This window comes from Variovorax sp. GW823-FHT04F07, from assembly GCF_058795995.1.
The window spans coordinates 242,289-257,167 of sequence record NZ_JBXAIG010000008.1 but is presented as its reverse complement, the minus strand read 5'-3'; the positions used below and the strand labels follow the sequence as shown (position 1 = coordinate 257,167).

At 69.4% G+C, this 14,879-nt stretch carries 15 protein-coding genes; 6 read left to right on the top strand and 9 right to left on the bottom strand.

Going from position 1 to position 14,879, the window contains the following annotated elements:
- Positions 1–4: 4 nt before the first annotated feature.
- Positions 5–655 (top strand): aspartate/glutamate racemase family protein, encoded by a 651-nt coding sequence (locus tag AC1RAA_RS28575; protein ID WP_307637585.1) that lies wholly within the window; start codon positions 5–7, stop codon positions 653–655.
- Here the strand turns inward: AC1RAA_RS28575 and AC1RAA_RS28570 are convergent.
- Positions 647–1,504 (bottom strand): hypothetical protein, encoded by an 858-nt coding sequence (locus tag AC1RAA_RS28570; RefSeq protein WP_070062626.1) that lies wholly within the window; start codon positions 1,502–1,504, stop codon positions 647–649. The two genes, AC1RAA_RS28575 and AC1RAA_RS28570, sit on opposite strands and share 9 nt — an antisense overlap.
- A 182-nt stretch (positions 1,505–1,686) precedes the next feature.
- Here AC1RAA_RS28570 and AC1RAA_RS28565 point away from each other — a divergent pair, with 182 nt between their 5' ends.
- The gene (locus tag AC1RAA_RS28565; RefSeq protein WP_062474913.1) at positions 1,687–2,511 is read left to right on the top strand and encodes an undecaprenyl-diphosphate phosphatase; all 825 of its coding nucleotides are present in this window, start codon (positions 1,687–1,689) and stop codon (positions 2,509–2,511) included.
- 10 nt (positions 2,512–2,521) lie between these two features.
- On the opposite strand, the gene AC1RAA_RS28560 is transcribed toward AC1RAA_RS28565, so the two are convergent.
- Positions 2,522–3,331 carry an IclR family transcriptional regulator gene (locus tag AC1RAA_RS28560; protein WP_062474916.1) on the bottom strand — a complete coding sequence of 270 codons (810 nt, stop codon included), beginning with the start codon at positions 3,329–3,331 and terminating at the stop codon, positions 2,522–2,524.
- Positions 3,332–3,444: 113 nt separating this feature from the next.
- Here AC1RAA_RS28560 and AC1RAA_RS28555 point away from each other — a divergent pair, with 113 nt between their 5' ends.
- From AC1RAA_RS28555 to azu, 3 genes are all read left to right on the top strand, one after another.
- On the top strand, positions 3,445–4,428 hold the full coding sequence (locus AC1RAA_RS28555; RefSeq protein ID WP_492727797.1) for a Bug family tripartite tricarboxylate transporter substrate binding protein: 984 nt from the start codon (positions 3,445–3,447) through the stop codon (positions 4,426–4,428).
- Between the two features lie 10 nt (positions 4,429–4,438).
- Positions 4,439–6,787, top strand: coding sequence for a cytochrome P450/oxidoreductase (locus AC1RAA_RS28550; protein WP_492727796.1), 2,349 nt, complete (start codon positions 4,439–4,441; stop codon positions 6,785–6,787).
- A gap of 98 nt (positions 6,788–6,885) precedes the next feature.
- A complete protein-coding gene (gene azu, locus AC1RAA_RS28545) occupies positions 6,886–7,338 on the top strand; it encodes an azurin (RefSeq protein WP_492727795.1) in 453 nt (150 codons plus the stop codon).
- Here azu and AC1RAA_RS28540 read toward each other — a convergent pair.
- From AC1RAA_RS28540 to AC1RAA_RS28520, 5 genes are all read right to left on the bottom strand, one after another.
- The gene (locus tag AC1RAA_RS28540) at positions 7,331–9,262 is read right to left on the bottom strand and encodes a sensor histidine kinase (RefSeq protein WP_492727794.1); all 1,932 of its coding nucleotides are present in this window, start codon (positions 9,260–9,262) and stop codon (positions 7,331–7,333) included. The genes azu and AC1RAA_RS28540 overlap by 8 nt on opposite strands.
- A complete protein-coding gene (locus AC1RAA_RS28535; RefSeq protein ID WP_492727793.1) occupies positions 9,172–9,885 on the bottom strand; it encodes a response regulator in 714 nt (237 codons plus the stop codon). Before AC1RAA_RS28535 ends, AC1RAA_RS28540 begins: the two co-directional genes overlap by 91 nt.
- A 113-nt stretch (positions 9,886–9,998) precedes the next feature.
- Positions 9,999–10,811, bottom strand: coding sequence for an SDR family NAD(P)-dependent oxidoreductase (locus AC1RAA_RS28530; protein WP_492727792.1), 813 nt, complete (start codon positions 10,809–10,811; stop codon positions 9,999–10,001).
- Between the two features lie 100 nt (positions 10,812–10,911).
- A complete protein-coding gene (locus tag AC1RAA_RS28525; protein ID WP_070062632.1) occupies positions 10,912–11,292 on the bottom strand; it encodes a YciI family protein in 381 nt (126 codons plus the stop codon).
- On the bottom strand, positions 11,274–12,572 hold the full coding sequence (locus AC1RAA_RS28520; RefSeq protein ID WP_492727791.1) for an RNA polymerase sigma factor: 1,299 nt from the start codon (positions 12,570–12,572) through the stop codon (positions 11,274–11,276). The genes AC1RAA_RS28525 and AC1RAA_RS28520 overlap by 19 nt, the downstream gene beginning before the upstream one ends.
- 114 nt (positions 12,573–12,686) lie before the next feature.
- Here AC1RAA_RS28520 and AC1RAA_RS28515 point away from each other — a divergent pair, with 114 nt between their 5' ends.
- Positions 12,687–13,199, top strand: coding sequence for an MOSC domain-containing protein (locus AC1RAA_RS28515; protein ID WP_492727790.1), 513 nt, complete (start codon positions 12,687–12,689; stop codon positions 13,197–13,199).
- 7 nt (positions 13,200–13,206) lie between these two features.
- On the opposite strand, the gene AC1RAA_RS28510 is transcribed toward AC1RAA_RS28515, so the two are convergent.
- A complete protein-coding gene (locus AC1RAA_RS28510; protein ID WP_307589089.1) occupies positions 13,207–14,013 on the bottom strand; it encodes an alpha/beta fold hydrolase in 807 nt (268 codons plus the stop codon).
- A 2-nt stretch (positions 14,014–14,015) separates the two neighbouring features.
- On the bottom strand, positions 14,016–14,855 hold the full coding sequence (locus AC1RAA_RS28505; RefSeq protein ID WP_062474940.1) for a proteasome-type protease: 840 nt from the start codon (positions 14,853–14,855) through the stop codon (positions 14,016–14,018).
- Between the last annotated feature and the right edge of the window lie 24 nt (positions 14,856–14,879).

The following is a 14,879-nucleotide window of genomic DNA, read 5'->3' as shown; positions in this document are numbered from 1 at the left end:
CTTCATGACACGCATCGCCCTCATCCACGCGCTCTCGCATTCCGTCGCACCCATCAACGAAGCCTTCGCGCGCGACTGGCCCGAGGCCGTGCGCATGAACCTGCTGGACGACAGCCTCTCGGCCGACCTCGCGCGCGACGGCAAGGGGCTCGACGCAGCGATGCACGAGCGCTTCCAGCGCCTGGCGCAGTACGCGGTGGACACGGGCGCGCGCGGCATCCTCTTCACCTGCTCGGCCTTCGGGCCGTGCATCGAGGCGGTGGCGCAGCGGCACGCGGGCATTCCGGTGCTCAAGCCCAACGAGGCCATGATCGAGGAGGCTGTGCAGGGCGAAGGCCGGCTGGGCCTGATCGCGACTTTCGCGCGCACGCTGGAATCGATGCCGCCGGAGTTTCCTGCGGGCATGGCGCTCGAACTGGCGCTGGCCGAGGGCGCGCTGGCCGCGCTCGATGCGGGCGACACGCAACGCCATGACGCGCTCATCGCCGAACAGGCCGCCGCGCTGCGTGCGCGCGGCTGCACGCGCATCGCCCTGGCTCAGTTCAGCATGGCGCGGGCGCGTGGCGCCTGCGAAGCGGCCAGTGGCCTGCCGGTGCTGACGACGGTCGACAGCGCGGTGCGCGCGCTGCGCCGGCGTGCCTCAGCTTCAGTGTGAGCCGCCGTTGCCGACGACCGTGACCAGCGTGGTCATCGCCACCTGCGCGGCCTCGCCGCGCGCGAGCGGACGGCCCGGGCCGGCGTTGCCGCTGTCGGTTTCCAGGCCCTGCGCCAGGCGGCGGTAGATGTCCGACGAGGGCATGGTCGCCGCCGTGCCGAGCGCGTCGCAGTAGGTGTCGGTGAGCACGGCGGCCAGCCGTTCGCGCTCGGCGTCGCACAGCACGGGCGCGTCGGCGGCGAAGACCGACGCCACGCAGTGCATCAGGTAGGCCTGGGTCTCGAGCGAGAAGGCCTGCTGGCGCACGTAGTCTTCCACCGCGTGCCAGAAGAGGGTGTCGGAGGTGCGGCGCCAGCTTTCGAGCACCTTGCGCGACTTGGCGACCAGGTCGGCGTGCGCGTCGTGCGGCTCGCTCGGGCGCAGCGCCAGGCCCTGCAGCGTGAGCGCGGCCACCGGGCCGGCCGCGCCGAGCAGGAAGCTCCAGAACTTCCAGCGCGCAAACCATTTCTTGTCGTGGGCCGGGCCCAGCGGCTCCAGCAGCCGGAAGTCGATGCACAGGGCAGCGTTGGCCTGCAGGCCGGAGGCCATGCGGTCGGCCTCCACATGGCCCTGCGCGACGATGCAGGCGCTGGCGCCGCAGCGGTCGATGTCGGCCAGGCGTTGCGTCAGCTGGCGCAGCTCGTGGGCCGAGGCGCCGGTGGCTTCGGCCACGCGCAGCATGCCGTGGCACTGCTCCCGCTCCAGCTGGCAGGGGCTCTTGAGACGGTCTTCGACATGGTCGTCGAGCGTCGAGGGGCGTTCTTCTGCGACGCAGTCCTCGAGTTCACTCCCGGTGGTGAACGTTGACATGGATGCTCCTTCGGGCGCAGATGAATAACTGTTATCAATATGTATTAACGCGCCGAGGTCGAACATCACCTGAACTAGGTATTTCCGTGGGCGGGCTGCCTTGTGTTCCACCGGCGGAACGGCGCCTGAACAGGGCCTGACCGATGGCCTCGCCATAATTGCCGCTCTTACAAGGAGTACGCGTGGATATCGTTTTGCTGGTCAAGGCCGCTGTCATGGGCATCGTGGAGGGTCTGACCGAGTTCCTGCCGATCTCGTCGACCGGCCACCTCATTCTTGCGGGCTCGCTGCTGGGCTTCGACGACGCCAAGGCCAAGGTGTTCGACATCGCCATCCAGACCGGCGCGATCTTCGCGGTGATCCTGGTCTACTGGCAGAAGATCCATTCGACCGTGGTGGCGCTGCCGCGCCAGCCCAAGGCGCGCCGGCTGGCGCTGAACATCGTCATCGGCTTCCTGCCCGCGGTGGTGCTGGGCCTCCTGTTCGGCAAGATGATCAAGGCGCACCTGTTCATCCCGACCGTGGTGGCCAGCACCTTCATCATCGGCGGCTTCATCATCCTGTGGGCCGAGAAGCGCCCGCCCGGCTCGGTGCGCGTCGAACACGTGGACGACATGACGCCCTGGGACGCGCTCAAGGTCGGCCTGGTGCAGTGCTTCGCGATGATCCCCGGCACCAGCCGCAGCGGCTCGACCATCATCGGCGGCATGCTGCTGGGCCTGTCGCGCCAGGCGGCGACCGATTTCTCGTTCTTCCTGGCGATTCCGACGCTGATCGGCGCGGGCGCCTACAGCCTCTACAAGGAGCGCGCGCTGCTGTCGGTGGCCGACATTCCGATGTTCACGGTGGGCCTGGCCTTCTCGTTCATCAGCGCATGGCTGTGCGTGCGCTGGCTGCTGAAGTACATCAGCACCCACAACTTCATTCCCTTCGCCTGGTATCGCATCGCCTTCGGCATCGTGGTGCTGGCCACGGCGTGGACCGGCGCAGTCGTCTGGGCCGAGTAAAGCAACAGCTTCAGGCCGCCGCGCCCAGCAGCGCGCCGGCGGCCTTCGCCTCCCGCCGCACGGCGATGGCGATCGGCCCGTCGATCGACGGGTCGAACCCGCCCGTGGCCCCCAGCGCGGTGATCACGGCGCACACCCTCCCCGCGTAGTCGTACACCGGCGCCGCCACGGCGCTGATGCCGCGCAGGTAGGTGTCCCGCACGATGGCGCAGTGCGCCTGCTGCACCTCGCGGCGCAACGCGCCGATGGGGTCGTCGGCATCGAGCAGAGCCCGCATGTCCTCGGTGGCGTCGGCCAGTTCCTGCTCGGCCAGCGCCACCACGCGCGACTCGTCGAGCAGGCCCAGGAAGGCGCGCCCGGTGGCCGACCACAGCATCGACATCACCGAGCCGGCGCGCACGTTCACCGTCACCGGCAGGCCCGGCTCCTCGAAACGCACGATGGTCGGGCCCTTGTTGCCCATCACCGCGACGAAGCAGGTCACCTCCAGCGATTCACGCAGGCGGATCAGGCAGGGCTCGGCCGCGCGGATCGGGTCGGCCTGGCGCATGGCGGCCAGGCCGATCTGGATCGCCTCGGGCCCCAGGTAGTAGTGCTGCGAGGCGGTGTCCTGGCGCACCAGGCTTTCCTCCATCAGGCTCGCGAGGTAGCGGTGCACCTTGGCCGGGCTCTCGCCCACATGGGTGGCCAGCGCCGTGAGGCTGCTGCGCCCGCCCAGGTGCGCCAGGCCCTTGAGCACGGCCATGCCGGTCTCGGCGGACTGCACGCGCTGGCGGCGCTCGCGGGGAGGGGAAGAGGGTGCTTCGGCGGGGGAGGTCATGTCGTCCTCATCTTAGGTGTCGGCCTCGATGGCCGGGTAAACCCGTGGTCTGGTGATTACGCAATGCGTATGATAATTACGCAATACACAATTTCCACCCCGGAGACACCCCGATGAAGATGCACTTCGCCCGCGGCCTTGCGGTCCTGTCCCTGGCTGCCCTGGCCTCCGCCGCCAGCGCCCAGACCACACCCAGTGCCTTTCCCGCCAAGCCGATCCGCTGGCTCGTGCCCTACGCAGCGGGCGGCGGCTCCGATTTCCTCGCGCGCACCGTCGCCCAGACGCTGTCGACGCAGGTCGGCCAGCCGGTGCTGGTGGACAACAAGCCCGGCGGCAACACCGCGCTGGCCGCCGCCGAAACCGCGCGCGCCCCGGCCGACGGCTACACCGTGCTCTCGGCCGACAACGGCACGCTGGTGTTCAACCCGGCGCTGTACAAGTCGCTGAGCTACAGCCCCACCAAGGACCTGGCGCCCGTCACGCTGATGGGCAAGTTCCCGATGATCCTGGTGGTTGGCGCCAACTCGGGCTTTGCCACCGCCAAGGACTTCATCGCCCAGGCCAAGGCCAAGCCGGGCGGCATCAACTACGCCTCGGCCGGCGCGGGCAGCCCGCACCACCTGGCGATGGAACTGCTGAAGGTCGAGGCCAAGCTCTTCATGGTCCACGTGCCGTACCGCGGCGCGGCGCCCGCGCTGGCCGACGTGGTCGGCGGGCAGCTGCCGGCCATGATGGTCGACATGGCCGCCGGCGCCGGCTTCATCAAGGGCGGCAAGGTGCGCGCGCTGGCCGTGGCCAACCCCACGCGCCTGCCGCAGCTGCCCGACGTGCCCACCTTCGCCGAGCTCGGCTACAAGAACGTCGAGGCCGCCGCGCTGGTCGGCGTGGTGGTGCCCGCGGCCACGCCGGCCGACGTGGTGAACACGCTCAACCGCCAGCTGGTGGCCGCCATCCACGAGCCCTCGGTGAACAAGCGCATGGTCGACTTCGGCGTCGAGCCCGTGGGCAACACGCCCGCGCAGTACACCGAGCTGCTCAAGGCCGAGACCGCGCGCTGGCACAAGCTGATCCGCGACCTGAAGATCACGCTCGACTGAGTCTGCTGCCATGTCCGATACCGCCATGCCTTCGCGCACCTCCGGTTGCCCCGTCGCGCACGGGGCGCTCTCCGCCGAGCGCACGCCCACCGGCTGCCCCGTGAGCCAGCGCGCCGCCGAGTTCGACCCCTTCGAGGACGGCTACCAGCAGGACCCGCCCGAGTACGTGCGCTGGGCCCGCGAGCAGGAGCCGATCTTCTACAGCCCCAAGCTGGGCTACTGGGTGATCACGCGCTACGACGACATCAAGGCGGTGTTCCGCGACAACCTCACCTTCAGCCCGTCGAACGCGCTGGAGAAGATCACGCCCACCGGCGAAGAAGCCAACGCCGTGCTCGCAAGCTACGGCTTTGCGCTCAACCGCACGCTGGTGAACGAGGACGAGCCGGCCCACATGCCGCGCCGCCGCGCGCTCATGGACCCGTTCACGCCCGAGGCGCTGAAGCACCACGAGCCGCTGGTGCGCGAACTGGCGCGTAGCTATGTCGACCGCTTCATCGACGACGGCCGCGCCGACCTCGTCGACCAGATGCTGTGGGAGATCCCGCTCACCGTGGCACTGCACTTTCTCGGCGTGCCTGAGGAAGACATGGACACGCTGCGCAAATATTCCATTGCGCACACCGTCAACACCTGGGGCCGCCCCAAGCCCGAGGAGCAGGTGGCCGTGGCGCACGCCGTCGGCAACTTCTGGCAGTACGCCGGCAAGGTGCTCGACAAGATGCGCCAGGACCCCGACGCACCGGGCTGGATGCAGTACGGCATCCGCAAGCAGATGCAGCACCCCGAGGTCGTCACCGACTCGTACCTGCACTCGATGATGATGGCCGGCATCGTCGCCGCGCACGAGACCACCGCCAACGCCACCGCCAACGCCGTGAAGCTGCTGCTGCAGCATCCGCAGGTGTGGCAGGAGCTGTGCGACGACCCGGGCCTCATTCCCAACGCGGTGGAAGAGTGCCTGCGCCACAACGGCTCGGTGGCCGCCTGGCGCCGGCTCGTCACCAAGGACACGCAGGTCGGCGGCGTCGACCTGCCGGCGGGCTCGCGCCTCTTGATCGTCACCTCGTCGGCCAACCACGACGAAGGCCACTTCGCCGATGCCGACCTGTTCGACATCCGCCGCGACAACGCCAGCGACCACCTGACCTTTGGCTACGGCTCGCACCAGTGCATGGGCAAGAACCTGGCGCGCATGGAGATGCAGATCTTCCTGGAGGAGTTCACGCGCCGGCTGCCGCACATGCGCCTGTCGGAGCAACGCTTCAGCTACGTGCCTAACACCTCGTTCCGCGGCCCCGAGCACCTGTGGGTGGAGTGGGACCCGCGCGCCAACCCGGAGCGCGCCAACGCCGGCCTGCGCGACGTGCAGGTGCCCGTGCGCATCGGCGAGCCTTCAGCGCACGCCATCGCGCGGCCCGTGGTGGTCGAGCGCGTGACGCCGGTGGCCGATGGCATCGTGCGTTTGCGCCTGGTGTCGCCCGACGGCAAGCCGCTGCCGCGCTGGACGCCGGGCTCGCACATCGACGTGGAATGCGGCACGCCCGAGCTGTCACGCCAGTACTCGCTGTGCGGCGACCCCGACGAAGCCCACGCGCTGGAGATCGCCGTGCTGCACGAGCCCGAAGGCCGCGGCGGCTCGGCCTGGGTGCATGCGAACGTGAAGGTGGGCGACCGCCTGCGCATCCGCGGTCCGCGTAACCACTTCCGGCTCGACGAGTCGCTGCCGAAGGCGATCTTCATCGCCGGCGGCATCGGCATCACGCCCGTGAGCGCGATGGCGCGGCGCGCCAAGGCGCTGGGCATGGACTACGAACTGCACTACAGCGGCCGCAGCCGCACGAGCATGGCTTTTGTCGACGAGCTGGCCGCGCTGCACGGCGAGCGCCTGCACGTGCATGCCGCCGACGAAGGCCGACGCAACGACCTGCGCGCGCTGCTGGCCACGCCCGTGCCCGGCGCCCAGGTGTATGCCTGCGGCCCGCTGCGCATGCTCGAAGCACTCGAAGACTGCTGCGCCGCGTGGCCCGAGGGCGCGCTGCGCGTGGAGCATTTCGAATCGACGCTGGCCACGCTCGACCCGTCGAAGGAACATGCCTTCGAGGTGGAGCTGAAAGACTCCGGCCTCGTGATCACCGTGCCGCCCGACCAGACCTTGCTGACGGCCCTGCGCGCGGCCAACGTCGATGTGCAGAGCGACTGCGAGGAAGGCCTGTGCGGTTCGTGTGAAGTGCGCGTGCTGGCCGGCAAGGTCGATCACCGCGACGTGGTGCTCACGCGCAGCGAGCGCGATGCGAACACGAAGATGATGGCCTGCTGCTCTCGCGCTTGTGAAGGGCGACTGGTGCTCGAGCTCTGAGGCCTTTCGCCGCGCATTGATCCATCGCAAGTGTTCCGCGGCACGCCCACCGCACAGTGGGGCGTGCCGAATCGGCACCTCACCGAAGGAACCATGTGATGAAGACGAGAACCACCGCGGCCCTGCTTTTCACGGCGCTGCTTGCAGGCCCCGTGCTGGCCGCCACCTGCGACATCGAGATCGAAGGCAACGACGCGATGCAGTTCAACAAGACCGCCATCGCGGTGCCGGCCAGCTGCAAGCAGTTCACCGTGAAGCTCAAGCACGTCGGCAAGCTGCCCAAGGCCGCGATGGGCCACAACTGGGTGCTGAGCAAGGCCGCCGACGCGCAGGGCGTGGCGGCGGACGGCATCGGCGCGGGGCTGGACAAGGCCTACGTGAAGCCGGACGATGCCCGCGTCATCGCGCATTCGAAGGTCATCGGCGGCGGCGAGACCGATGCCGTGAGCTTCGATGTGAGCAAGCTCAAGGCGGGGGACAGCTATGCGTGGTTCTGCTCGTTCCCGGGGCACGCGTCGCTCATGAAGGGCACGCTGGCGCTGGTCAAGTAGGCGCCGCGCCGCCCAGGGGCATCCGCAAAACCAGCTGCGTCTCGCCGGGGCGCGACTGCAGCTGCAGCTGCGCGCCCAGGCGGCGTGCCCGTGCCCGCAGGTTGCGCAGCCCCGCGCCGCCGCTCACGCCGTCCACCGCGAAGCCGCGGCCGTCGTCGCGCACGCTGAGCTGCAGCTCGGCACCCGTGCGCGCCACCGTCACGTCCACGCGACGGCCCGCGCTGTGCTTGAGCACGTTGGTCAGCGCCTCCTGCAGGAAGCGCATCAGGTCCAGGCTCTGCGAGGGCGCGAGTTCGAGCGTGTCGATGCCCGAGACCTTCCAGCGGCAGTCGATGCCGTTGGCGTCCAGCAGCTGTGCGCTGCGGTAGCGCAGCGGCGCCAGCAGCTCGCCGAGCGCGCGTGCGCCGTCGTCGCGGCCGGTGGCGTCGATGATCAGCCGCAGGTCGTCGCGCAGGCTCTTGAGCATGGCCAGCAGCTGCGGCGCGCTGAGGTGCTCGGGCGTGCGCTCCAGCGTCGCGATGCTGCCCACCAGCATGCCGCCCAGGCCGTCGTGCAGGTCGCTCACCAGGGCCACGCGCTCGCCGATGCGCGCGTGCGCGAGTTCCAGCGCGTGCTGCTGCGCGAGCGTGGAGGCGAGCTCGGCCTTGGCGGCGTTCACTTCCTCGATCAGCTCGGTGTTGAAGTTCTCGATGCGCCGCAGGCTCTGCACGAAGCGCCCTGCCTGCGTCAGCGCCATGCCCAAGAGCAGCACGTACGAGGACATGGTCGTGTAGTAGATGTTGCTGTCGATCACCTGCGTGAACACCAGCAGGTCGTGCGCGCCCGTGAGCGCCGACACCGCCATGAACGGCGCGAGCGAGCGCATCGGGCTGCCCCGGTGGCGCAGCGCATGGAAGATGCCGCTGCTGTTCACCACGATGATCGTGAGGCCGCCCACCAGCGTCCAGATCGCGCGGTGGGTGGGCAGGTTGGCGGTGCCCGCGAACCACAGGTCGAGCACGCCCACGGCCGCCACCGCGAACGCCGCGATCTCCAGGCGCGGCAGGCGCCGCCCGGCGAAGCGCAGCACGAACACGCCGTACGACACGCTGAAGAACAGCAGCAGCGAGGTGTTCAGCGCCTGCCAGCTGTGGTTGCTGGCAAAGGGCCACGGGCTGGTGGCGATCTGGTTGTAGCCGAACAGCAGCCACAGCACCGACATCGCCGCGAACCAGCCGTAGGCCGTTTCGCGCCGGCGCAGCAGCCACCACGCCGCGAAGAAGGCCGACACTGCCGCGCTGGTCGCCAGGCCGAACACCTGCAGGTCGCGCCGCATGAGCTGCTCGCGGCCGAACTCTGCCTGCATGGCCGCGGGCGTGCCCAGGCTCACCGGCCCCAGCCCGGCCTGGTAGGCCGACAGGCCCGACACGCGCACGAGCAGCGTGTTGGTGCCGGCGCGCAGCTGCGGTGCGGCAAGCACCCAGTAGCGCGACGAGTTCCAGGCGCGCGTGAGCGGTTCGACCAGGCTGCGGTCGCGCCAGATCGTCGTGCCGTTGAGCGAGACCTCGCCGGCCATGTTCAGGTAGTGCAGCAGCAGCCCGGTTTCTGTCACGGGTGCGGGCTGCTCCCAGGTCAGCCGGTACCAGACCACGCCGTCGAAGCCGGGCCAGCGCGTGGCCCAGCTGTCGGGCAGGGCGACGGGCGTCCAGCCGTCGGCGGGCGGCGTCGTGTCGTGCCAGCCGGTGCCGCGTGCGGCTTCGGCGCGCAGTTCAGGAACAACCGGTGTTTGTGCGTGTGCGCTGCCCGTCGGGAGCAGCAGCCACAGGGCCCACAGCAGCAGGCCCGCAAGGAGCCTCAGCGCAGCAGGCCCTGCCTTCGGCCCTGGTAGACCGCCTCGGTGCGCGAGTTGACGGCCAGCTTGCGGTAGATGTTCTTGGTGTGGCATTCCACGGTGAGTCTGGAGATCGACAGCGCCTCCGCCATGTCGCGGTTGCTCATCCCTTGCGACACGAGCTCGAGGATTTTGCGCTCGCGCGGCGTCAGCATGACGGGCGAGGTGGCCGGCGTCAGCGACGGGTCGTCGGGCGGCGAGGGCAGGCCGGGCAGTTGGGTCGCGACCCAGCCGAGGATGCGGCGGGCGATGGCCGGGTCGATCGGCGCGCCGCCTTGCTCGATGCTGCGCAGCGCGATGCTGAGCTCGAGGTCGTCGCGTTCCTTCAGCAGGTAGCCGATGGCACCGGCACGCAGCGCCGCGAAGATCACGGCCTCGGTGCGCCAGGCCGAGATCACCACGGCGGGCACCAGCCGGTGGTGCACGTGCATCCACTCGATCAGGTCGACGCCGCTGCCGTCGGGCAGGCCGATGTCGACCAGCGCCACGCCGAAATGCTGCTGCTCCAGCAGCGAGCGGGCCGAGGTCAGGCTGTCGGCCCATGCGATCTGGGGCTCGTCGCATCCGAGCGTCGACAGCACGTACGCCAGGCGCTCGCGCATGGCCGGATCGTCTTCGACCACCAGCGCGGGGCTCAGCGAGACCACTTCAACGTCTTCCAGGAGAGGGGCAGACATAGGACGACATTTTTGAGCCGTGGTGTACGTGGTGCAACGTTTTTTCTTAAATGAAACGACTGTTTCTAAAGTTCCTATTTGTATCTTGATGTTAATTCAAAGCGGCCACAACCCTAATCGAGGATGACCCCTCCGCTCAGGTTGACTATTGCCCCGGTCATGGCCCCGGCCAGTGGCGAGGCCAGGAACACCGCGGTGCCCGCGAGCTGGTCCAGCGAGGGCAGGCGTTCGACCAGCAGCCCCTCGGGCCGCGCGGCCAGCATCTGCTCGACCGTGAGGCCCATGCGCTCGGCCGCCGGGCGAAACACCTCGCCGCTGTGCGAGCCCGCGGCCACCGCCTCGGGAATCGCGTGCGAGCGGATGCAGGCCGTGCGGATGCGAAAGACCGCCAGCTCGCCCGCCATGTGACGCGCGAGCCCCTCCACGCCGGCGCAGGCCACGGCATGTCCGAGGTACCCGGGGCCGGGTAGGCGCGAGGCGGGCGTCGACACCGACAGGATCACGCCGCCGCCGCGCGCCGCCATGTGCGGTGCCACGGCCTTGGCGGTGAGGAAGTTGCTGCGTGTGTAGGCGTGGATGGGGAGGAAGAAGTCCTCCAGCGACAGCTCGGCCAGCGGCCGGCCCTGCACGTGGAAGACGCCGACGGCGTTGAACGCGAGGTCGATGCCGCCAGCCTGCTCGGCGACCTCGGCCGCGTGGCGCAGCATCGCGGCTTCGTCCAGCGCATCGACCACCGCGGCCTGCGCATGGCCGCCGGCTTGGGTGATGTCTCGCACCACCGCATCGAGCTTGTCGCGGTTGCGGCCGGTGATGAACACGCGGACGCCTTCGCGTGCAAAGGCGCGGGCGACGGCGCCGCCGAGGGCACCGCTGCCGCCGTGGATGACGGCGCAGCGGTCTTTCAAAGACAGAGCATTCGAAGGCATGGACGCTTCTCCTTGGCGTGAATGGCGACCCGCGATATGCGGGCGCTCGTTCCAAGGACGGCGCAGGCCCAGCTGATCCGACAGCGCAGTGGAGTTTTTTTCAGACCTGCGGGATGCGCGGTGCGATCACGCCCGGGTCGTACCAGGTCACCGGGCGGATCTCGAACACGCCGCCCTCGAAGTCCAGCCGCCGCGCCGCATGCCGCGCGTCTTCGAGCGATTCGCACTCGACGATGTAGATGCCCATCAGCTGCTCCTTCGTCTCGGCGAACGGCCCGTCGGTCACCAGCGGATGCGCGGCGCCGGCGTGCCGCACGGTGGTGGCGGTGTCGGGCATCAGGCGCAGCACGGTGCCGAGGCGGCCGGCGGCCTGCAGCTCGTCGCGCAGGTCGGTGTGGCGCTCGAGCATCTCGTCTTCGACCTCGGGCGCCCAGCCGGCCGCCGCAGCTTCGGAACCGTAGATCAGGATGGAATAGAGCATCGTGCGTCCTTTGCTTGAAGGGAGTCGGAAGAGGTGCCCGCGCCGAGACGGTCGAGCAGCAGGCGGATGTGCGCAGCCTCGGCGGCGGTGCGGGCCAACGCGAGCGCGTCGGCAAAGGCACGGCGCGCTTCGTCGGCGCGGCCCAGCTGCATCAGCAGCCCGCCGCGCAGGCCGTGGAAGTGAAAGTACGCCGACAGCGGCTCCTCCAGCGTGTCGACCATCGCCAGCGCCGCCTTGGGCCCGCGCACCTTGGCCACGGCCACCGCACGGTTGAGCGTGACCACGGGCGAAGGCTGCAGCTTTTCGAGCCCGGCGTAGAGCCGGTCGATCTCGGCCCAGTCGGTATCGGCCGCGCGCGCGGCCCGCGCGTGCGTGGCCGCGATGGCCGCCTGCAGCTGGTACGGCCCGATGCGGTGCCGGCGCAGCGCGGCGTCGAGCAGGGCCAGGCCTTCGTCGATCGCCGCGCGGTGCCAGCGCGTGCGGTCCTGGTCCTCGAGCAGCACGACCATGCCGCCGGCGTCCAGCCGCGCATCGGCGCGCGCGTGCTGCAACAGCAGCAGGGCGCACAGGCCGGTGGTCTCCGGCTCGTCGGGGAACAGGTCGCACAGCAGGCGCGCGAGGCGGATCGCCTCTTCGCACAGCGCCACGCGCACATGGGCCGTGCCGCCGCTGGCCGCGTAGCCTTCGTTGAACAGCAGGTAGACCACCGCACCCACGGCCGCCAGCCGCTCGCCGCGGTCGCGTGGGCCGGGCGCATCGAAGGGCAGGCCGGCCGCGGCCACGCGCTGCTTGGCGCGCGTGATGCGCTGTTCCATGGCGCGCTCGCCGACCAGGAAGGCGCGCGCGATCTCCGGCACCGACAGGCCCGAGACGATGCGCAGCGCCAGCGCGATCTGCTGCGCGAGCGGCAGCGCGGGGTGGCAGCAGACGAACAGCAGGCGCAGCACGTCGTCGCGGTAGTGCGACTGGTCGAGCTGTTCGGCGAGGTCGGGGTCGAGGGGCATGTCCGCGTCGCCGTCGTCCGCTTCGGGCAGTGGATCGTGCCGGTCGCGCCGCCGCAGTTCGTCGAGCGCCGCGTTGCGCCCCACGAGGATCAGCCAGGCCAGCGGATCGTCGGGCGGGCCCTGCTCGGGCCAGTGCCGCAGCGCGCGCAGGCTGGCTTCCTGGAAACCTTCCTCGGCCGTGTCCAGGTCGCGGAAGTAGCGCAGCAACGCGGCCACCGCGCGCGGGCGTGCGGCGGTCAGCGTGGTGGCGATCCAGCTCAGCTCGGTGGTGGTCATCGTCGGCGCGGTGCGTGTCGCTTCGAAGAAGGTCGGTTCAACCCCAAGGACGCGCCAGTATGCGGCGGGCCGACAGCGGGGCGCAAAAAAAAGTCCGCGTGGACAATGCGGCGCATGTCCGACCTCCACGCCCTGACCCGGCAGTTCCCGCATCCCGGCCGGCTCGATGCCATCCTGCTGCGCCCCGCGCGGCGTACGCCGGTTCAAGCGGTGGAGGAGGTGCAGGCGATCGAAGGGCTGGGGCTGGCCGGCGACCGCATCAGCGCTGGGCGCGGCGGTGGCAAGCGGCAGGTCACGCTGATCCAGGCGGAGCACCTGCCGGTTGTCGCGGCGCTCGCGCAGCGTGTGGCAGGTGTCGACGCAGGGCTGCTGCGCCGCAACCTCGTGGTGTCGGGCCTCAACCTGCTGGCGGCGCGCTCGCTGTTTCGCGACCAGCCGCTGGTGCTGGCGCTCGGGCCCGAGGTGCTGCTCGAGATCACCGGGCCCTGCGAGCCCTGCTCGCGCATGGAAGAACTGCTCGGCCCTGGTGGCTACAACGCCATGCGCGGGCATGGCGGCGTGACGGCGCGGGTGCTGCGTGGCGGTGTGCTGCGCGTCGGCGACGCGGTCGCCTGCCGCACCGCCTGAACACCACCTACATCAGGTTGCGCAGCGAAGCCTCGATGGCCGCCGCCGTGGCCAGCGGCTTTTCCATCGGGAACAGGTGGCTGCCGTCGAGCATCGTGATGCGGCCCTTGGTGACCTGTTCGGTCATCGCCATGCCCACCTGCTTCATCTCGACCGACTGGCGTCCGCCGATGAAGGCCACCTTGCACTTGATCGGATGGCGGCGCAGCAGCCCGCCCAGCGTGTGGGGCAGCGTGTTGTAGATGGCGGTTTCCACGTCGCGGTCGAAGCTCAGCGAGCGCGTGTCTTCGCTGTCGAAGGTGCCGTGGTCGATGTAGTCGTGCAGCACCTGCTCGTCCCACTTCGCGAACGCCTTCTTGCTGCGGAAGTGCTCGAACACCGCCTCGCGGTGCTCCCAGCTGTTCTTGCGCTTGCGGCTCACGGCGCCGGGCGAAATGCTCTTCATGAGCGGCGTGCGCTTGACCACGTTGAGCGTGTTCGCGCGCCAGCCGCCGAGGATCGGCGAGTCGATCAGCAGCACGCCGCGCGCCAGCTCGGGATGGCGCGCCGCGCACATCAGGCTCAGGAAGCCGCCCAGCGAATGGCCGATGAGGAACACCGGGCCGCCTGCGCGGTCGGCGCGCAGCTTGGCGAAGTCGGCCAGCTGCTGCACCAGGTGCGGCCAGTTGTCGGTGACGGGGTACTTCGGGTCGTGCCCGAATTTCTCGATGGCGTCGACCTCGAAGCCCCGGTTGCGAAGGCTGTCGAGAACGACGCGGTAGGTGCTCGCCGGAAAGCTGTTGCCGTGCGAAAAGATGACAGGAGGCACGGACAGATTCAGATGAGCTTTTCGTCGGGGGTCGAGATTTTCCGCAGCGGGCTGTGGCGCGTGGCCGGCATCCGCAGCGGGTGTTCGGTGGCGCTGTCGTCCCACACCGGGTCTTCGATGCTGTCGAACACCTCGCGCAGCTTCTGGCCCCAGCTGTTGTGCATCATGCGGTAGTAGGGGTTGTCGGCGTCGATGCAGATCACGCGGTCGGTCTCGAGCTTGTTGGCCTCGTACACCACGAGGTCCAGCGGCAGGCCGACCGACAGGTTCGACTTCATGGTCGAGTCCATCGACACCAGCGCGCACTTGGCGGCTTCGTCCAGCGGCGTCTCGGGCGTGAGCACGCGGTCGAGCACGGGCTTGCCGTACTTCGACTCGCCCACCTGGAAGTAGGGCGTCTCGGTGGTCGCTTCGATGAAGTTGCCCGCGGCGTAGACCAGGAACAGGCGCATGCCTTCGCCCTTGACCTGCCCGCCGAAGATGAACGACACGTTGAAGTCCAGCCCTGCATGCTTGAGCGCTTCGGCATCGCGGTCGTACACGTGACGCACGGCCGAGCCCAGCACGCGCGCGGCGTCGAACATGCTCTTGGCGTTCCAGATGGTGATGGGTTCGCCCTGCGTGCCGTCTTCGCGCGTTTCGCGCAGCTCTTCGATCTGCAGGATTTCGCGCACCGACTGCGAGATGCTCAGGTTGCCCGACGACAGCAGCACCATGACGCGGTCGCCCGGCTGCTCGTAGACGATCATCTTGCGGAAGGTGCTGATGTGGTCCACCCCCGCGTTCGTGCGCGAGTCGGAAAGAAACACCAGGCCGGCGTTGAGTTTGATGCCTACGCAATAAGTCATGGGTTCGCCTTGCAGGAACTGGGC